This window comes from Acinetobacter oleivorans DR1, assembly GCF_000196795.1.
GTDB lineage: Bacteria > Pseudomonadota > Gammaproteobacteria > Pseudomonadales > Moraxellaceae > Acinetobacter > Acinetobacter oleivorans.
The window spans coordinates 3,969,486-3,984,467 of the sequence record NC_014259.1 but is presented as its reverse complement, the minus strand read 5'-3'; the positions used below and the strand labels follow the sequence as shown (position 1 = coordinate 3,984,467).

The 14,982-nt window shown below is 38.4% G+C and carries 18 protein-coding genes and 2 tRNA genes; 14 read left to right on the top strand and 6 right to left on the bottom strand.

Features of this window, described 5'->3' with window-relative positions; genetic code table 11:
- Window positions 1–67: 67 nt before the first annotated feature.
- Together AOLE_RS18795 and AOLE_RS18790 are read right to left on the bottom strand one after the other, a co-directional pair.
- A tRNA-Gly gene (locus AOLE_RS18795) sits at window positions 68–143 on the bottom strand.
- A 45-nt stretch (window positions 144–188) separates the two neighbouring features.
- Window positions 189–264 (bottom strand) — tRNA-Gly (locus tag AOLE_RS18790).
- Between the two features lie 229 nt (window positions 265–493).
- Here AOLE_RS18790 and AOLE_RS18785 point away from each other — a divergent pair.
- The 5 genes from AOLE_RS18785 (at window position 494) to AOLE_RS18765 (ending at window position 3,327) form a co-directional block, all read left to right on the top strand.
- Window positions 494–802: a BolA family protein gene (locus AOLE_RS18785; RefSeq protein ID WP_000051228.1), complete on the top strand. Its 309-nt coding sequence runs from the start codon at window positions 494–496 to the stop codon at window positions 800–802.
- Between the two features lie 11 nt (window positions 803–813).
- Entirely contained in the window at window positions 814–1,206 is a 393-nt protein-coding gene (locus AOLE_RS18780) for a SirB2 family protein (protein ID WP_013199197.1), read from the top strand.
- Between the two features lie 76 nt (window positions 1,207–1,282).
- Complete coding sequence (locus AOLE_RS18775) at window positions 1,283–2,125, top strand: ParA family protein (RefSeq protein ID WP_013199196.1); 843 nt, start codon at window positions 1,283–1,285, stop codon at window positions 2,123–2,125.
- A 10-nt stretch (window positions 2,126–2,135) separates the two neighbouring features.
- Window positions 2,136–2,522 (top strand): hypothetical protein, encoded by a 387-nt coding sequence (locus AOLE_RS18770; protein WP_004795328.1) that lies wholly within the window; start codon window positions 2,136–2,138, stop codon window positions 2,520–2,522.
- Between the two features lie 214 nt (window positions 2,523–2,736).
- Window positions 2,737–3,327, top strand: coding sequence for a LysE family translocator (locus AOLE_RS18765; RefSeq protein ID WP_004795327.1), 591 nt, complete (start codon window positions 2,737–2,739; stop codon window positions 3,325–3,327).
- Here the strand turns inward: AOLE_RS18765 and AOLE_RS18760 are convergent, their stop codons facing one another.
- Entirely contained in the window at window positions 3,328–3,975 is a 648-nt protein-coding gene (locus tag AOLE_RS18760; RefSeq protein ID WP_005309124.1) for a DedA family protein, read from the bottom strand.
- Between the two features lie 194 nt (window positions 3,976–4,169).
- Between AOLE_RS18760 and AOLE_RS18755 the strand changes: the two genes are divergently transcribed.
- On the top strand, window positions 4,170–4,607 hold the full coding sequence (locus AOLE_RS18755; RefSeq protein WP_004795325.1) for a DoxX family protein: 438 nt from the start codon (window positions 4,170–4,172) through the stop codon (window positions 4,605–4,607).
- Window positions 4,608–4,673: 66 nt separating this feature from the next.
- On the opposite strand, the gene AOLE_RS18750 is transcribed toward AOLE_RS18755, so the two are convergent.
- On the bottom strand, window positions 4,674–5,891 hold the full coding sequence (locus AOLE_RS18750; protein WP_171056882.1) for a DUF445 domain-containing protein: 1,218 nt from the start codon (window positions 5,889–5,891) through the stop codon (window positions 4,674–4,676).
- A gap of 385 nt (window positions 5,892–6,276) precedes the next feature.
- On the opposite strand from AOLE_RS18750, the gene guaA reads away from it, so the two are divergent.
- The 8 genes from guaA (at window position 6,277) to AOLE_RS18710 (ending at window position 12,141) form a co-directional block, all read left to right on the top strand.
- Window positions 6,277–7,845 carry a glutamine-hydrolyzing GMP synthase gene (gene guaA / locus AOLE_RS18745; protein ID WP_004795322.1) on the top strand — a complete coding sequence of 523 codons (1,569 nt, stop codon included), beginning with the start codon at window positions 6,277–6,279 and terminating at the stop codon, window positions 7,843–7,845.
- Window positions 7,846–8,019: 174 nt separating this feature from the next.
- Window positions 8,020–8,364 (top strand): SMI1/KNR4 family protein, encoded by a 345-nt coding sequence (locus tag AOLE_RS18740; RefSeq protein ID WP_013199195.1) that lies wholly within the window; start codon window positions 8,020–8,022, stop codon window positions 8,362–8,364.
- Window positions 8,365–8,590: 226 nt separating this feature from the next.
- Window positions 8,591–9,118: a PadR family transcriptional regulator gene (locus AOLE_RS18735; RefSeq protein WP_013199194.1), complete on the top strand. Its 528-nt coding sequence runs from the start codon at window positions 8,591–8,593 to the stop codon at window positions 9,116–9,118.
- 13 nt (window positions 9,119–9,131) lie between these two features.
- Complete coding sequence (locus tag AOLE_RS20580; RefSeq protein ID WP_013199193.1) at window positions 9,132–9,521, top strand: Fur family transcriptional regulator; 390 nt, start codon at window positions 9,132–9,134, stop codon at window positions 9,519–9,521.
- 21 nt (window positions 9,522–9,542) lie between these two features.
- Entirely contained in the window at window positions 9,543–9,848 is a 306-nt protein-coding gene (locus tag AOLE_RS20575; RefSeq protein ID WP_013199192.1) for a DUF3861 domain-containing protein, read from the top strand.
- A gap of 160 nt (window positions 9,849–10,008) precedes the next feature.
- On the top strand, window positions 10,009–10,956 hold the full coding sequence (locus AOLE_RS18720) for a pirin family protein (protein ID WP_013199191.1): 948 nt from the start codon (window positions 10,009–10,011) through the stop codon (window positions 10,954–10,956).
- Window positions 10,953–11,360: an OsmC family protein gene (locus AOLE_RS18715; RefSeq protein WP_004795314.1), complete on the top strand. Its 408-nt coding sequence runs from the start codon at window positions 10,953–10,955 to the stop codon at window positions 11,358–11,360. The genes AOLE_RS18720 and AOLE_RS18715 overlap by 4 nt, the downstream gene beginning before the upstream one ends.
- Before the next feature lie 112 nt (window positions 11,361–11,472).
- The gene (locus AOLE_RS18710) at window positions 11,473–12,141 is read left to right on the top strand and encodes a glutathione S-transferase family protein (RefSeq protein WP_035332057.1); all 669 of its coding nucleotides are present in this window, start codon (window positions 11,473–11,475) and stop codon (window positions 12,139–12,141) included.
- A gap of 40 nt (window positions 12,142–12,181) precedes the next feature.
- On the opposite strand, the gene AOLE_RS18705 is transcribed toward AOLE_RS18710, so the two are convergent.
- Together AOLE_RS18705 and argS are read right to left on the bottom strand one after the other, a co-directional pair.
- On the bottom strand, window positions 12,182–12,796 hold the full coding sequence (locus AOLE_RS18705; RefSeq protein WP_013199189.1) for an SPOR domain-containing protein: 615 nt from the start codon (window positions 12,794–12,796) through the stop codon (window positions 12,182–12,184).
- A 153-nt stretch (window positions 12,797–12,949) separates the two neighbouring features.
- The gene (gene argS, locus AOLE_RS18700) at window positions 12,950–14,740 is read right to left on the bottom strand and encodes an arginine--tRNA ligase (RefSeq protein WP_013199188.1); all 1,791 of its coding nucleotides are present in this window, start codon (window positions 14,738–14,740) and stop codon (window positions 12,950–12,952) included.
- Between the last annotated feature and the right edge of the window lie 242 nt (window positions 14,741–14,982).

Sequence of the window (14,982 nt, the reverse complement as noted above, 5' to 3'; positions counted from 1 at the left end):
GACTGTAAAAATTATGAATCAATAAAAAGAAAAAAGCCCCAGTCTTTCGACTAGGGCCTTTTAAATTTGGAGCGGGAAACGAGACTCGAACTCGCGACCCCAACCTTGGCAAGGTTATGCTCTACCAACTGAGCTATTCCCGCATATATAAGCAGTTTTTACTAAAACTTTCTCAAAAAAAACCAATTTGGAGCGGGAAACGAGACTCGAACTCGCGACCCCAACCTTGGCAAGGTTATGCTCTACCAACTGAGCTATTCCCGCGTGCCGCTTATAATACATTAAGCGAAACATGGGTCAACAACTTTATGCAAATAAATATGCTGATTGCATAAAATAAAAACAGAAATGAGCAATTAGATGTATTTTTATCGTTAAGTTGCCGAATAAATAGACATTTTGTTTGGAGTCAAAGCATACAAGAGCAACTTTTGTTTGTGTGTAGACAGGGTATACTAGGTTCAAATATACGAATAATCGTAAAGGAAAAGCTATGAGCCTTGAACAACAATTGATTGAACGGTTACAAACCCTTGCACCTAGCCATTTGGAAGTTATTAATGAGTCGGCTGGACATGGCGGTTATTTCCCAGGCAAAGAGTCACATTTTAAAGTGATTGTAGTGAGTGAAGAATTTAACGGATTACGTTTAGTTCAACGTCATCAAAAAGTTTATGCCTTAGCTTCAGACTTAATGAATCCAGGTCAAATTCACGCTTTAGCAATTCATGCCTACTTACCAAGTGAGTGGCAAGGTCAGGCGCCTGCTAGCCCAGAATGTGCACATGCACCTAAAAGTTAAGGGCTAATTTCATGGATGCACATTTACTCACTAAAATTATTCATATGACTGCGGTGGCTGCCGCACTTATGGTTTTTGTCTTACGCGCTTCGACTCTGTTTGTAGGCGTACAAGGGGAGCAACCAAATCCCGCGGGACGCAAAATATTAGTTGCCTTACAGCATCTATCATTTACCGTAGTTTTTATTACGGGCGCAATTTTATTGGTCATGAAAGACTTTCAGGTACAGCCGTGGTTTTACGCTAAAATTATTCTATTTTTAGTCTTGTTATCTTCGCTGATGAAAGCCTTTAAAAAAGATGACACTCTTTTATTGGCACAACGTAGGACGGGTTTAATTATTAGTGCGATCGCATTTATTGCTATTATTATTTTAGTGATTGTGAAACCTGTTTTTGCTTAATTGTTCTACATTCTTTGCCTTTTTGCTTAAGCTCTAGGTTAAACTGCGTACAGTAAAAAAATATGCAGAGGGAAACATGTTAACTCGTGTGGTGTTTAACCAAAAAGGCGGTGTAGGGAAATCAAGTATTACTGTAAATTTGGCCGCAATTAGTGCCAAACATGGCTTAAGGACATTGGTCATTGATCTCGATCCTCAAGCCAACTCTAGTCAGTACCTTTTAGGGGATGACGCAACCTATTCTGCTGAAAAATCAATTTTAGAACCAAATATCGAAAATTTCTTTAATGATGTGTTGGGAAACAATCAACAAAAGGGTTTAATCGGTAATGCATTAGGTTCGATTTTGAAAGCCCCACGAAATAAAGATATTGATAGCTTTGTACACTCAACTCCCTTTGCAAAATTGGATGTGCTTCCTGCTAGCCCAACACTTGGTGCTCTTGAACATGCTCTTGAAAGTAAACATAAAATTTATAAATTACGTGATTCAATTCAAAACTTAATTGGACGATATGATCGTATCTATATAGATACACCACCTGCATTTAACTTTTTTACTTTATCGGCACTCATAGCAGCAGATAAAGTCTTAATTCCCTTCGATTGTGATGTCTTTTCAAAGCGCGCGTTACAAACATTGATTGAAAATGTTCTCGAAACGCAAGATGATCATAATGATCGCTTGGAAATTGAAGGAATTGTCGTCAACCAATTTCAAGCTCAAGCAAAATTACCTCGGGAAGTGGTTCAGCAGTTGAAAGATGAAGGGTTGCCTGTACTTAATAGCATGTTACCGCCTTCGGTTTTAATGAAAGAATCGCATCAGAAAAATTTACCTTTGGCTCATTTGGCACCAGAACATAAATTGACTCAAGCTTATGAGACATTGTTTGGTGAAATTGAGCCAAAACGATAAGAGAAAAATGATGAAAGGCTTATATATTGCGCCTTTGGTGGCAGCCACTTTATTACTCGGCGCTTGTGCTACGACGGTAAAACCGACTTACGTGTCTCCGACTCAATATCAATCTTTGGGCTGTCAGCAGCTACAAAGTGAATATAACCGTATCCAACAATATATCGATAATGGCGTACAAACTCCGAAAAGTACTGGTATGGGTGTTGGGCTTGGACTCGGCGGTGGCTGGGGACGAGGCGGTTGGGGATTCGGTCCATCTATCTCTGTAAATATGGGACAATCTTCTTCAACGAAAAATACCGAACTTTCACGGGTTTTAGGTCAGCAAGAAGCCATAGTTCAGGCTGCTCAGTTTAAAAATTGCCCGATTATTGTTCGAAAAAAGACGAATTAATAGTCGATTTTGCATCACAATATGCTAATTAAGGCATATTGTGATGAATAAAGTTTAGCAAAATGTTTCATAATAAAATCAATATAAATCAATGCATTTTAAATTTTCAAGCTTAATAAATTCTGTATTTTCTATAATCAAAAGCCCTCACAAACTTGCTATATTTTGCCTATTTCGTTTAAGGTGGCCCCATCTTGGATGTTGTGGAAATTTTATGATTGAGAGTTGGTTTTTTGTATTGGCAATGTTGGCTGTTTTGCTCATTCCGGGGCCGACAAATGCTTTACTTGCAACCGCTGCTCATTCTCAAGGTTTATCTAAAGCATTCTGGCTTATCCCAATGGAATGGTTAGGCTATGCCTACGGTATTAGCTTTTGGGCTGTATTTATTCATTTAGCTGCTCCAATTTGGCCAGCACTACTGCTCATTTTGCATATTACGAGTGTACTTTATGTATTCTGGCTTGCTTTTCACTTATGGAAGAACACGCATTTACAACAGTTCAGTCAAAGTCATCGTAATATTCGACCACGTCAATTATTCTTATCAACCTTAAAGAATCCTAAAGCTTTATTGTTTGCAGCGGGTATCTTTCCTGCTGAAGCATGGAATTCACCTGAAAATTTTCTTATTGTATTTGGTGTTTTTACATTAATCCTGATTCCGGCAGCAAGTTTCTGGATGCTTTTTGGACGAGCGTTGTTAGCGGGTCCAATCAAAAAAATAAAAGCCGATCATTTATATAAAGGATCGGCTATGTTGCTCATTTTATGTATGCTTCCGGTGGTATTCCGTTTCTTCTAATTAGTCTCGAACATTGGCTTTTCGGTTTTTGAGTTTTTCACGTAGAAATCCGATGATGCCAGGTAAAACACTAATAATAATGATGCCGAAAATAAGATGGGTAAAGTTATCTTTAACGATTGGCATATTTCCAAATAAATAGCCTAAAGTTACAAAAGACGCGACCCAACACAATGCTCCAATCAAGTTATAAGTTAGGAAAAACTTATAGTTCATGCTACCAGCCCCAGCAACAAAAGGCGCAAAGGTGCGGGCAAATGGAACGAAGCGAGCAAAAATAATCGTCTTGCCGCCATGGCGAGCAAAGAATTCTTGAGTTTTAACTAAGTGCTGTTTATTAATGAATCGGGAATTCATTTCAAACACACGTGGACCGATAAAACGTCCAATATGGTAGTTTACCGTGTCACCTAAAACGGCAGCAATGAAGAGTAGAGTGCCCAGTACCCATGGATCCATCGCACCTGTAGATGCTGCTAAAGCACCAGCTGCAAATAACAAACTATCTCCCGGCAAGAACGGCATAACCACTAAACCGGTTTCAACAAAAATAATTAAAAATAGAATGCCATAAATCCACGTTCCGTAATTTATAATAAATTCGGCGAGATGTTGATCAACGTGTAGAATAAAATCAATAAGTTCCATGATGAGAGCAAGTGGTAAACCGTGTTCAAATCCTAGCAGTGAGCCTATAGAAAGTCAGTATAAAGCATCAAAAAAATACAAATTGATCATCTCGTTTATGCAACGATATATATGGATTTTGAGTATTTAATTATCAATGTCCCAAACCTAGAATGAGCTCATCAATAAATAAGCATTTAAATAAAGGTGGCAATATGTTTAATCCAAATGTAGTGGTCAAAAATATCGTAACGCAATCAGGCGCAGATAGTTTCATTAGCCTTATTGCGCGTCTTCTTATCGCCTATATCTTCCTTGTTGCAGGTTGGGGGAAAATTACCGGTTATGCAGCAACTGCTGGATATATGGAAGCAATGGGGGTTCCAGCAGGAATTCTTCCTTTAGTGATCTTGGTTGAGTTTGGTGGTGGTTTAGCCTTGTTATTTGGTTTCCAAGCACGCTTTGCGGCTTTTGGACTTGGAATCTTTAGTATTCTTACTGCATTTTTATTCCACCAAGGTGGTGCTGATGCAGCGGCGCAATATAACAATGGCATCCATTTCATGAAAAACCTTGCAATGGCAGGTGGTTTATTCTTCCTGATGCTTCATGGCGCTGGACGCATTAGTTTGGATCATGCAATCGAGAAATAATATTCAAGACAAAATAAAACCGGATGAGCAATTCATCCGGTTTTTTTTATTTCTAGGGACGTAAAATTAAAGCATGAACTGGATTTGTAATTCCCCAACAACAAAACCAAGTACTGCACCTACTGCAATCAGCGCCCACTCATCTTCTTTGAACGCAGGGCGCAACATACCTTCAAATTCAGATGGTGTTAGTTTTTGCATACGTTCAATTAAAGTACTGCGAATATTCATAGCATCTTCTGCATAAGATTCTACGTATTTCATCGTCTCTGGAAGTCGTTGCATAATACGTTCAGCAACTTGCGATTTCATATCCTGATATTTTTCTCCGCCAATTGCGTAAACAACAAGTGGACGAATCACACCTGCTTGCATATCAATTTCTTGTTTGACATGACGGTTAACCAGATCAATAACACGCGCAGAATGTGTACCAGAAAATAATTCTTCCATCATATGGCGAGAAGTTAAAAGCTGTTTGGAAATTAACGCTGCGTAGTCGGCGGCAACTTCATTTTGACGTTTAATAAATAAACCTTGCCATGTATAGCCCAATATTTTCTTAGGATAAAGGGGTCTAAACATCATTTGTAATGCAATCCAGTCACTGAAAAAACCCACAAAGCCGCCAAACATTGGCAGCATCCAAGGATATTTACCCTGTGTGATAATCCAGCACAGCATCTGAATCACACCGATACCGAAGCCAAATACAAATCCGACATTACTAAAAAATTTAAATTCTTGTTTGCCCACTCGTTTAAAAATATTGTTGAGTAGGCGTTTGTCTTTAAGCAAGTTACTAATAACAAGGTGTTTAATATCAAAATATCGGTTCACATCACGTTGTACTTCACTCATGATGTGTTCAACAATCTCGGGTGCTTTTGATTGCACACGACGAATGAGTCTTTGACGCGCAAACTCTGGCATGCCTTCCCATAATCCCGGCTGATACTCTTGCGCAACATCACGGGTAATATCTTCAGCTGCGGCAAGCAGTGGTTTTTCTATTTCTTTGGCAATACGTTTAGGATCTAGGCGTGCAAAAATTTCTTCAGGTTTAATGAGCTTGGCTGTCATGAGTTCAACAGCAATTGTTGCCATTTTCTCGGCTTTGCGTGGCACGATGCCTTGCCAACCTAGAAATGGTTTAATGCCTTTAAACTCAAGTGGCGAAAACATCATCTGAATGGCAATCACCTTGGTGATGTAGCCAATTAAACCACTCATAAAAGGAATAGAGATATACAACCAAAAATGTTGCTGGAAATCTGCAATCATAGTTTGAAGCATTGTTGTTCCTTAGATTTCTATTGATTTTGATAGGGGGCAACAAGCCATAAAAATGGATAATTGTTTAAGCACAGACAAATATCGCTTATGGTATTTACCTTTCCATGGTAATGCCTGTTTTATCGGGTCATCTTAACATCAAATTCATGGTGATGTTGCATAGAATGTGATGAATTTATCAATACGTATGAAGTTTTTAAGACTAATCCAGATGTTTGATAAATATAAGTAAATATTAATTTATGTCAAAGAATTCAACGATAGAAATGATTCAGAAATGAAAAAAATAAGATATATGATGATTTGCGGTGCGCCGAAGCGTGAAAAATGTTAAAATGGCGCGCTTAATTCTTTTGCCATTTAGTGGTTTGTCATGACTACCAATACTCAAATTACTGAAGATCGTATCCTGATTCTGGATTTCGGCTCTCAATATAGCCAGCTCATTGCACGTCGTGTACGTGAAGCCGGTGTTTACTCTGAAATGTATGCTTTTGATATGTCTGAAGAAGACGTTCGCGCTTTTAAGCCAAATGGCATTATTTTGTCAGGTGGACCTGAGAGTGTGCATGAAGAAGGCAGCCCACGTGCACCACAAGTGGTGTTTGAGTTGGGTGTTCCAGTATTGGGTATTTGCTATGGCTTGCAAACCATGTCTGAACAGTTAGGCGGTAAAGTTGAGCCGGGTACTGTACATGAGTTTGGTTATGCCGAAGTTGATATCGTTAAACGTGACCAACTGATTGGCAACTTACAAGATCGTGAAGATCAACTTCATGTCTGGATGAGCCATGGCGACAAAGTGAGCCAGATTCCAGAAGGTTTTAGCATTACTGCAAGCACACCAAGTTGTCCTGTTGCTGCTGTAAGTGACGAAACACGCCGTTTCTATGGTGTGCAATTCCACCCAGAAGTAACGCACACGGCAAAAGGTGAAGAATTACTTGCAAATTTTGTTCATAAAATTTGTGGATGTGGTGGCCTTTGGACACCTGAACACATCATCGACTTACGTGTAGAACAACTACGTGAACAGATCGGTGATGAAAAAGTTCTTTTAGGTCTTTCTGGTGGTGTTGACTCATCTGTAGTTGCTGCGCTTTTACACAAAGCAATTGGCGACCAGCTAACATGCGTATTCGTTGATAACGGTTTACTTCGTTTAAACGAAGGTGACCAAGTAATGCAAATGTTTGCTGAAAACATGGGTATCCGTGTTATTCGTGCAGATGCTGAACAACGTTTCTTAACTGCATTGGCTGGTGAAGTTGATCCAGAGAAAAAACGTAAAATCATTGGTCGTGAGTTTATTGAAGTTTTTGCTGAAGAAGCACGTAAACTTGATGGCGTGAAATTCTTAGCACAAGGTACGATTTACCCAGATGTAATCGAATCTGCTGCAAGCAAACAAGGTAAAGCGCACGTTATTAAATCTCACCATAACGTGGGTGGCTTACCAGACGATTTAGAGTTTGAGTTAGTTGAACCTTTACGTGACTTGTTTAAAGATGAAGTTCGTAAATTAGGTACGACACTTGGCTTACCTCATAGCATGATTTACCGTCATCCATTCCCAGGTCCTGGTTTAGGTGTTCGTATTTTGGGTGAAGTGAAAAAAGAATATGCAGATATTCTTCGTCTTGCTGATGATATCTTTATGCAAGAGCTTCGCGACAGCGGCTGGTATGATAAAACAGCTCAAGCATTTGCCGTATTCCAACCAGTTAAGTCAGTTGGTGTAGTCGGTGATGGTCGTCGTTACGCATGGGTAATCGCACTTCGTGCAGTTGAAACAGTTGACTTTATGACAGCTCGTTTTGCACATTTACCATACGAACTAGTTGATAAAATCTCAACACGTATTATGAATGAAATTAAAGATGTATCACGTGTTGTATATGATGTGTCATCTAAACCACCAGCAACGATTGAGTGGGAATAATTTTCCTCTGTTTGTTGGTAAGGAAAAGGACGCGTTAGCGTCCTTTTTTATTGCTTAACGATTTTAATAAGAGTGAATTTATTAGCTCAAGGAACTGTATATAGAGGGTTGAATATAATATTTTATAATTTGATATGCTGGATTGGTTTTACCTAATTTTAAGGTCCAAAGGTTATGCCACTATTAAATGAAATAAGAGCCAAAATTGAAAGAGATTTCCATAGACAACTACCAGATATATATTTTGAATTATTAAAATTTTCAAATGGTTTTTTATTTGAAAGTGGCGTAGTTATTTATTCTTCTGATGAGGTTTTTGAAAGAAATCAAACTTTTGAAGTGCAAAAGTATGCTGGAGATTATTTAGCCATAGGTGATGATAGTGGTGGAATATCAATTCTTATACCATTTCTAGGGACAGGTGTTTTTACCGTAGATCAAGGCAGTATGGATCCTAATGACATGAGTAAAATTAGTGATTCCTTAATGAACTGGTTTAAAGCTGGATGCCAAATTTAGCTTTTGGCAAATGAATTTTAAATAAGATAAATAAACCAAAACTGGTTTGACGAAAATAGTTTTTAAGAGTGCTTGAGCACTCTTTTTTATTACTTAACTTTTAAGCCTAAAATTAATTTTAATAATTATCAAAATGATAAATCTATTCTTATTACTTATTCTTGATAAAAGATATATTAAGATATATCTTAATAATTGTAAATTGATCATTTTTAGGTTTTAAAAGATGAAACAACAATCAGAACATCATCATACTGAACACAGTGAGCACCATCGCGGGCATCACCGTTCGGGGCGCCGTGGAAGGCTTTTTGAAGCTGGACGTATGAAACTTTTAGTACTTCATCTCATTCAGCAAAGCCCAAAGCATGGCTATGAAATTATTAAAGAAATAAGTGATTTGGTGGGTGATGGTTATACGCCAAGTGCAGGAACAATTTATCCAACATTAACCAGCCTTGAAGAAATGAATTTAATTAATTTGCTAGACGTAGAGCGTAAGCAATATCAAATCACAGAAGTCGGAGAGGCTTACTTAACTGAACAACATGATAAGTTGAATGAGCTATTAGAAAAACTACGTTTAAGACGAGAAATCCACAGTAATGATGAATTAATCGAAATTCACCGTGCAATGGAAAACTTAAAGACTGCCTTACGTTTGAAGTTGAACTCGGCAGGTTTACAGCAAGAGCAGATTTATCAAATTGCCGAAAAAATTGATCAAGCTGCGGTTGCAATTGGGCGATTATAGGTTGGAAATTGAAATGTTAGACCTACAGCATAAAATCAAAGAAACGGGCCTAAAAGTCACTCATCCAAGACTTGCTGTTTTGTCTTTAATTCAGCAGCAAGCAGAAGATCTGACTGTTAAACAGATTTACAAAAAGTTATATACCCAAAAACAGAAATTAAGTTTAGCCACAGTTTATCGGGTAGTGAATGACTTAGTCGGAGCGGGTTTAATTTCAAATCGTCAGCCACAATGGGATGAAGCTAAATTTAATTTGCCAACAGTCGAGAATGATCAATTATTGCAAATTCGCTGTACAGATTTAACGGTCGCTAAACAAGACGAATTTTTAGCGTCTTTACAGTTAGTGTTTACAGCGTTTCAAGTCGACCTTAAACAGGTTGAAATTATTCAAAGTCATTAATTTAAAATAGAGAATTTATATATGAAACAACATCAATACCATGTCACTGTACAACATCTAAAAAACGCGAAAGGAGAAGCCTCTACCTATACTGAACGTCTTGAGTTCTATGCGGGAAATCATGATGATATCTTTGAAATTGTTGAACGCTTAAAAAAAGCAGATTTTTTTGATGATGAAACTACAAAATCCTTTGGAGTTGGGCTAAAACTTTTTAGCGAAGTCATGTTGGAAAATCGAGACCATCCGCTATTTCAAGAGTTTTTTCCTCAATTTGGGCAATTTATGAAAAACTTAAAACAGCTCGTTAAAACTCAAACATCTTAAGCTGCTCAATGCAGCTTTATTATTTTCTATAATTAAAAAAATTGATTGTCTCATTCATAACACCCTGTGTATTACTAAAAGACTATATTGAATAATGAGTGTATTGTTAAGATCATTAGAACAACTCATTGCAAAAGCATAGGTAAAAGAGAGTAATATCATGAGCAATAATAATGATTACGATATTTCTGATTCAAAGGATTGCGAGAAATTTGCCAATCAGTTCATTCAGGAATTTCCAATTCGCTCTGCTGAAATTGGACAGGGGACAGTCATTAAGCGGGCTTTACCTAGCCGACAAAAACGAATGATTGGAGCATGGTGTTTCTTAGATCATGCAGGCCCAGTCACCTTTCCTGCGGGTGATGGTTTAGATGTTGGCCCTCATCCTCATATTGGTTTGCAAACCTTCACTTGGATGATTGAAGGGACCATGATGCATACCGATAGCTTGGGTTCAAAACAACTTATTCGACCTAAGCAAGTGAACTTAATGACGGCGGGTCATGGCATTTCACATACAGAAGTTGCACCTGATATAGAAACTCAAATGCACGCTGCGCAGCTTTGGATTGCTTTGCCAGATCAAAAGCGCAATATGGATCCGAAATTTGAACATTACCCAGAGCTACCTGTTGTTGAAAAAGACGGTCTAGAATTTACTGTTCTTGTAGGTGAATATTTGGCAACGACTTCTCCAGTAGTGGTTCATACACCGTTAGTGGGTGTCGACTTAATTGCTACCGAAGATACTAAAACCCGTATTCCATTAAATCCTAATTATGAATATGGCTTTATGGCATTAGAAGGTGTTGCCCATGTAAATGGTCATGAGTTAACTGCTGACAACATGGTTGTTTTGGATACTGGACTGAGTGAAATTGAGATTGAAGTAAAAAAAGGCAATCGTATTCTTTTGATTGGTGGTGAACCGTTTGAAACGCCAATTTTACTCTGGTGGAATTTTGTTGCACGTACAATGGATGATTTAAAAGAAGCGCGTGAGCAATGGATTAACCATGATGTACGTTTTGGTGAAATTCCAGATTATGTTGGTGCACGTTTAGAAGCCCCTGTTCTTCCAGATCAAATGAGAGCATCAAAATGACAGCAGTAATCGCAAGCAGTAAAGCAAAGCCCCTTGCTGAACAATGGAAGGGCGAAATCACCAGTGGTCGTCATCAATATTTTTGTGATGAGCCTGAAAAACTTGAAGGGCAAGACCAAGGCCCAGCACCCTATGATTTGCTCACCGGAAGTTTAGCTGCATGTACGCTTATTACTTTAAGAATGTATGCGAAGCATAAGGGTTATGATTTGGGTGAGTTCTCGGTTGAAATTGATTTTCATACCAATAGAGAGCATGAAGAACATATTGAACGTCGTATTGTTTTTAAAGACTTACCAGATGAAGAACTTCAGCAAAAAATCTTAACGGTATGTAGTAAAACGCCAGTGACTAAAACTTTGTTACGTAGTTTAGACATTCATACTGTGCTTGTTACAGTGTAAAAATGCTATTTTGTGGAGGTGGATGATTTTATATCCATTCCACAAATGGAATAAAACAGCATGTTCACATGCTGTTTTTTATGTAAAAAGAAAAATAAAAGCAGGCAATAACATGATTAGTGTACACCACCTGGAATGTTCGCGATCGTTTCGAATTTTATGGGCTTTAGAAGAGTTAAGCTTAGATTATGATATTCATTATTATCAACGCTTACCTAACTATTCCGCTCCAGAAACATTGAAATGTATTCATCCTTTAGGTAAAGCTCCAATTTTGACTGATGATGAGCAAGTCATCGCAGAATCTGCTGTGATTTTGGAATATCTACAGCAGCGTTATGATCAGAAGCAGCAATTTAAACCTACACAGCCCCAAGATTTACAGCAGTATATTTACTGGATGCACTATGCTGAAGGTTCACTTATGCCACTATTAGTCATGACTTTAGTCATGAATAGTGTAAACAAGCATGTGCCATGGTTAATTCAACCAGTAGCAAAAAGAATCACGGAAGGCGTGAAGGCAAATTTTGTTCGTCCACGTATGAAAGATCATATTAGTTTTTTAGAAAACTATTTGGCAGAGCATGAATATTTCGCAGGCGATTTTTCATTTGCTGATATTCAAATGAGTTTCCCACTGGAAGCTTTGCAATCACGTTTGCAAGGGAAATATCCTAATATTCAGGCTTTTTTACATCGTATTCAGCAAAGACCCGCATTTCAGAAAGCGAAACAAAAGGGAATGGGTACTAATGAAAGGAATTGTGCTGATATTTAAAAGAAAAGGAACAATTATTTGTTCCTTTTTTATTTGCCCTTTACTTGCGTTTGATCACGATAGAATCAATGCCACTGTGTTGTAAGGTTTGTTGAGCGGCCAATGCAGCATCTTGGGAGTCATAAGGACCTGAAATAACGCGGTACCATATTTGCCCATTTTCACTACTTTTGACTACATCTGCAGATAAGCCATTCAAAATAATTTCTGCACGGCGAGCGTCAGCCTGATCGGGATCGTTATAGCTGCGAACTTGTAAAATATAGGTAGGCTGCTGAGGAGCAGTGGCTGATGGATTAGCATCAATTCCTGCACTTTCTGAAGCTGCTGGTTGAGCTGCACTTGGTGCCTCAACAATCATGGCTGTACCTTGATTTTTGCTTTCAGGAATTGCCTGTTCCGGAATAGGGGTTACTTGTTGTTGAGGTAATAGATCGTAGAAACGATAGTCTTTATTGGTATCTTCTTCTTGATAGTGTTCAGAGGTAATCTGATTTTTTGCGGGAACAGGTTGCCAAGGTTTCCAAAGCATAAGCACTACAGCGATACATAAGACCGCCAAAATAGCGACAAGTGTCCCTAACCATTTAGGAATTAGGGGCTTTTTAGGCTTGTTAGGTCTTTCAGATACACCGCGTTGCGTTTTGCCAAACACGTGGATTATTCCTCTGTATTTTGATTGTTTTAATTCGAGTTTGAGTCTCGTATTACGATGCTGAAACAGTGGTTCGTATCAGCTATTTTAACTCTACAAACCACTGCTTACTATATTGCATGACCTTTATTTTAGTGCCATGCAATATAATTTTTACATAGATTCTGGTGCAGATACACCAAGCAATTCTAAACCATTGCGCAACACTTGTTGTACATTGATTGAAAGTAATAAACGTGCTTGTGTAAGCTCGGCATCGTCGCTTAATACTTTATGTTCATTGTACCAACCGTGGAATAAGGCAGCTAACTCTTTCAAATAGTTACCCAACTGATGTGGTTCATACGCATTTGCAGCTCGCAACACTGCATCTGGATAAGCTGCTAATTTAGCAAGAATTTCAGTTTCAGCATCAAGAGACAAGCGTGCCGCATGCGGGCGAGCAGTGTTTACATCGAATGGTAAGTTTGTGCTTGCTGCTTTTTCTAACATGCGGCAAATACGTGCATGCGCATATTGGATGTAATACACAGCATTGTCTTTACTTTGTGACACAGCAAGGTCAAGGTCAAAGTCGATGTGTTGTTCGCTCTTACGCATTACATAGTAAAAACGAGCCGCATCATTGCCCACTTCTTTACGCAAGTCACGTAAAGTCACGAACTGACCTGAACGAGATGACATTTGAACCATCTCGCCACCACGCCATAGACTTACGAACTGAACTAAAAGTACAGTTAATTTTTTAGAGTCGTAACCCATCGCATCAATTGCCGCTTTTACACGAGAAATATAACCGTGGTGGTCAGAACCCCAAATGTCGATTAGGTCTGTATAACCACGTTGTAATTTATTCAAGTGATATGCAATGTCTGATGCAAAGTATGTAGTTTGGCCATTACGACGTTTAACAACACGGTCTTTTTCATCACCAAATTCAGTTGATTTAAACCAGATGTTGCCATCTTTTTCATAAAGGAAGCCACGTTGATCAAGTGTTTCTAACGCTTCATCAATTTTTGCACTAAGAGACGCTTCGCTAAACCATTGATTGAAAGTTACACCGAAGTCAGCAAGGTCATCTTTAATGTCATCTAAAATGGCATGAAGAGCAGCTTGGTGGAATACACGGTAGCCTTCACCTAACAATTGTTGTGAATTGGCAATAAGGCCATCAATATGTTTTTCTTTGTCCCCAGATAAAACGACTTTATTGCCGTCGCTATCTAGTTCTTCTGCATATTGTACGTCTTCTGGCACATCTTTGTAGACATCAGCCACTTCACGAAGGTAGGCATCGCCATCTTTATCAATAATAGTCTGTGCGATTTCTTTAACGTAATCGCCTTGATAAGCATTTTTTGGAAATACAAGGTTTTGACCAAGTAATTCTAAATAGCGTAAATAAGTAGAAGTCGCCAAAATATCCATTTGACGGCCAGCATCATTTACATAGTATTCACGGTCAACTTTAGCACCTGTTGCTTCAAGTAACGTAGCAACAGTCATACCATATGCAGCACCACGACCATGTCCTACATGTAGACTAGACGTTGGATTTGCAGAAACAAATTCAACTTGGATCTTTTTCGCCGCATTCGCTTGGCTGCGACCAAAGATTTCTTTTTGTGCTTGAATTTGATCAAGAATAGCAAAGCGCTGGTCTGCATTTAAAAAGAAGTTAATAAAACCAGGTCCTGCGATTTCAGCTTTGCTGATATCTGTAACTTCTGGTAATGCAGCTAGAACTTTCTCAGCTAAATCACGTGGTTTCATACCAGCAGCTTTCGAGCCGATCATGGCAATATTAGAAGCAAAGTCGCCATGGCTTCGGTCTTTGGTGCGTGTTAAGTTGCTTGTGTTTTTCCAGTCGGAAGGAAGCACCCCTTCTTGTTGAAGAGTTTGCACTGCATGGTCGAGAGCTGCTTGTATTGCCGTATTCATATCAATCGAAAATAGATGTCGCAGAAAAACGTCAAATATAGCAAATTTCCTAGGAGTTAGGGGAGTGGATTTAATATTCGAATAATTCTTTTTGTGCCACTTACTGAGTATTATTTTTTAAATGAATATTGCAGGGTGGACTGTCTCATTATTCTAAAAACAAATAAATACAAGCCTTCTGTGGTTTTTTAATCAGTAAATGACACTAAAAACCCACCATTATTTCTTAGGGAAATATATGG

What these genes read in the sequence shown, in the direction of transcription:
- AOLE_RS18785 (WP_000051228.1), top strand. Translation starts at nt 494, where the DNA reads ATGAGCCTTGAACAACAATTGATTGAACGGTTACAAACCCTTGCACCT.
- AOLE_RS18780 (WP_013199197.1), top strand. Translation starts at nt 814, where the DNA reads ATGGATGCACATTTACTCACTAAAATTATTCATATGACTGCGGTGGCT.
- AOLE_RS18775 (WP_013199196.1), top strand. Translation starts at nt 1,283, where the DNA reads ATGTTAACTCGTGTGGTGTTTAACCAAAAAGGCGGTGTAGGGAAATCA.
- AOLE_RS18770 (WP_004795328.1), top strand. Translation starts at nt 2,136, where the DNA reads ATGAAAGGCTTATATATTGCGCCTTTGGTGGCAGCCACTTTATTACTC.
- AOLE_RS18765 (WP_004795327.1), top strand. Translation starts at nt 2,737, where the DNA reads ATGATTGAGAGTTGGTTTTTTGTATTGGCAATGTTGGCTGTTTTGCTC.
- AOLE_RS18760 (WP_005309124.1), bottom strand. Translation starts at nt 3,975, where the DNA reads ATGGAACTTATTGATTTTATTCTACACGTTGATCAACATCTCGCCGAA.
- AOLE_RS18755 (WP_004795325.1), top strand. Translation starts at nt 4,170, where the DNA reads ATGTTTAATCCAAATGTAGTGGTCAAAAATATCGTAACGCAATCAGGC.
- AOLE_RS18750 (WP_171056882.1), bottom strand. Translation starts at nt 5,891, where the DNA reads ATGATTGCAGATTTCCAGCAACATTTTTGGTTGTATATCTCTATTCCT.
- guaA (WP_004795322.1), top strand. Translation starts at nt 6,277, where the DNA reads ATGACTACCAATACTCAAATTACTGAAGATCGTATCCTGATTCTGGAT.
- AOLE_RS18740 (WP_013199195.1), top strand. Translation starts at nt 8,020, where the DNA reads ATGCCACTATTAAATGAAATAAGAGCCAAAATTGAAAGAGATTTCCAT.
- AOLE_RS18735 (WP_013199194.1), top strand. Translation starts at nt 8,591, where the DNA reads ATGAAACAACAATCAGAACATCATCATACTGAACACAGTGAGCACCAT.
- AOLE_RS20580 (WP_013199193.1), top strand. Translation starts at nt 9,132, where the DNA reads ATGTTAGACCTACAGCATAAAATCAAAGAAACGGGCCTAAAAGTCACT.
- AOLE_RS20575 (WP_013199192.1), top strand. Translation starts at nt 9,543, where the DNA reads ATGAAACAACATCAATACCATGTCACTGTACAACATCTAAAAAACGCG.
- AOLE_RS18720 (WP_013199191.1), top strand. Translation starts at nt 10,009, where the DNA reads ATGAGCAATAATAATGATTACGATATTTCTGATTCAAAGGATTGCGAG.
- AOLE_RS18715 (WP_004795314.1), top strand. Translation starts at nt 10,953, where the DNA reads ATGACAGCAGTAATCGCAAGCAGTAAAGCAAAGCCCCTTGCTGAACAA.
- AOLE_RS18710 (WP_035332057.1), top strand. Translation starts at nt 11,473, where the DNA reads ATGATTAGTGTACACCACCTGGAATGTTCGCGATCGTTTCGAATTTTA.
- argS (WP_013199188.1), bottom strand. Translation starts at nt 14,740, where the DNA reads ATGAATACGGCAATACAAGCAGCTCTCGACCATGCAGTGCAAACTCTT.